The sequence below is a fragment of the Verminephrobacter aporrectodeae subsp. tuberculatae At4 genome (genome assembly GCF_000193225.1).
GTDB classification, from domain to species: domain Bacteria; phylum Pseudomonadota; class Gammaproteobacteria; order Burkholderiales; family Burkholderiaceae_C; genus Acidovorax; species Acidovorax aporrectodeae.
Window position 1 is genome coordinate 1 of sequence record NZ_AFAL01000697.1, and the last position, 1,461, is coordinate 1,461.

Here is a 1,461-nt window from a genome sequence, read left to right on the forward strand (position 1 = left end):
CATGCTGCGCACGCAAAACCTGTTGCCCGCAGGCGCCCCGGTGAAGGTGCTGGCACGCGGGCCGGGCTACGCCGTCACGGCGGCGGGGCAGGCGCTGTCCGCCGGGGCGCCGGGGCAGACGGTGCGCGTGCGCATGGACAATGGCCGGATCGTCAACGCAGTCGTCCGGGATGGCAGCAGCGCGGACCTGGCGCTGGAATGACGCGGCGGCCGCCGGGGTGGTGTCTTCCACGGCGCCATTGCGTGGATCCCAATATTGTCGACAATCACGCCGCCCAGCAGCCGCTGTGGCCACGGGAACGTCGATCGGGAGACGCCATGAAATTGATTTCAGGAATCGTGCTCGCAGCCATGCTGGCATCAGGCTGCGCATCGCAGCAGCAGCAGGGCGGCCAGAGCCGCATGCCGCCGGCGGATCGGGTCGTGGTGGTCAAAGAGGTCGGCAGCTTCCACGTCGGAGGGCGGCAGGTGACGCTGTCCGGCTTGCCGGAGAAGGAACTCGTCTTCTCCGCCGGAGCGGCGCCGCGCCGCGTGAATCCGAATGGCGATTTCGAGGTCGGGCAAATGTACGTGCAGTACATCCGGCTCGACGCGGCCTCGCGCAAGGGGCGCTATCCGCTGCTCATGTGGCACGGCGGTGGGCTCTCGGGCGTCACCTGGGAATCCAAACCGGACGGCCAACCCGGCTGGCAGAGCTTCTTCCTCCAGGCCGGACACGACGTCTACGTGAGCGACGCGGTGGAGCGCGGCCGCGCGTCCTGGGCACGGTACCCGGAGATCTTCGAGACCGAACCGGTCTTTCGCACCAAGCAGGAGGCGTGGGAGTTGTTCCGGATCGGCCCGCCAGGCTCGTATGCCACCGACCCGGGCAAACGCCAGGTGTTTGCGCAAGGCACCCAGTTCCCGGTGGAAGCCTTTGACCAATTCACCAAGCAGGGTATTCCCCGCTGGGCGAGCAACGACGCAGCGACCCAGGCGGCCTACGACCAGTACGTGCAGAAGGTATGCCCGTGCGTGATCGTCGTGCACAGCCAGGGCGGGAATTTCGCCTTCAACGCGGCACTCAGGGCGCCGGACAAGATCAGGGGCGTGGTCGCCATCGAGCCCTCGGGGTCACCGGACCCGGAGAAGGTGGATTTGTCTGCGCTGAAGGGGATTCCGTTCCTCTTCATCTGGGGCGATTACCTGGACCGCGCGACCCTCTGGACCCGGGCCAGCCAAACCCTGGAGCGCTTTGAAAAAGCCCTTCAGCAGCAGGGCACCGACGCCACGCGCATCGATCTGCCGAAGCTTGGCGTGCACGGGAACTCGCACATGCTGATGATGGATCGCAATTCGGACGAGATTGCGCAAAGGGTCCAGAACTGGTTGGTGGCGAAGGGGCTGTCCCGATGAGCCTGAGCCGCGCATCACCCGGTAAAAAAGGGCCAAGGGCCGCTAACCCGCCGTGCCCTCCGTCCT

2 protein-coding genes are annotated in these 1,461 nt (G+C 66.5%); both read left to right on the plus strand.

The genetic code is table 11. From position 1 onward, the window contains the following. Window positions 1–202 (plus strand): flagella basal body P-ring formation protein FlgA (locus tag VTU_RS28805; RefSeq protein ID WP_010107717.1); only part of this gene is annotated, 202 nt, incomplete at its 5' end. Between the two features lie 116 nt (window positions 203–318). After that, a complete protein-coding gene (locus tag VTU_RS0119595; protein WP_010107718.1) occupies window positions 319–1,395 on the plus strand; it encodes an alpha/beta hydrolase in 1,077 nt (358 codons plus the stop codon). The last annotated feature ends 66 nt before the right edge of the window (window positions 1,396–1,461 follow it).

Bases quoted from the DNA above. Each gene is read 5' to 3' on its own strand.
- VTU_RS0119595 (WP_010107718.1), top strand. From the start codon at position 319: ATGAAATTGATTTCAGGAATCGTGCTCGCAGCCATGCTGGCATCAGGC.